This is a genomic window from Streptomyces bicolor (assembly GCF_000719285.1).
GTDB classification, from domain to species: Bacteria; Actinomycetota; Actinomycetes; order Streptomycetales; family Streptomycetaceae; genus Streptomyces; species Streptomyces bicolor.
The window spans coordinates 1-273 of record NZ_JOFS01000146.1 but is presented as its reverse complement, the minus strand read 5'-3'; the positions used below and the strand labels follow the sequence as shown (position 1 = coordinate 273).

1 protein-coding gene is annotated in these 273 nt (G+C 72.5%); it reads left to right on the top strand.

The genetic code is table 11. The annotated features are described in order from the left end of the window. The coding region (locus IF78_RS44755; protein ID WP_037643107.1) for an AMP-binding protein at positions 1–273 on the top strand (273 nt) is incomplete at both ends.

Below are 273 nucleotides of genomic sequence, written 5' to 3'. Positions count from 1 at the left end.
GACGTGATCTCCCCGACCGCGGTACGACGCGTGCTGGAGCACTGCCCCGACACCGTCGTCCGCTGCGCCTACGGCCCCACCGAGACCACCCTGTTCGCCTCCCAGTCCCCGTGGACCGTGGCCGACGCGGTGCCGGCGCCGATACCGGTCGGGCGTCCGCTGGACGGCATGCGCGCCTACATCCTGGACGACGTGCTCTCGCTGGTCCCTTCGGGCGTGGCCGGTGAGCTGTATCTGGCGGGTGCGGGACTGGCCCGGGGGTACTTCGGGCGT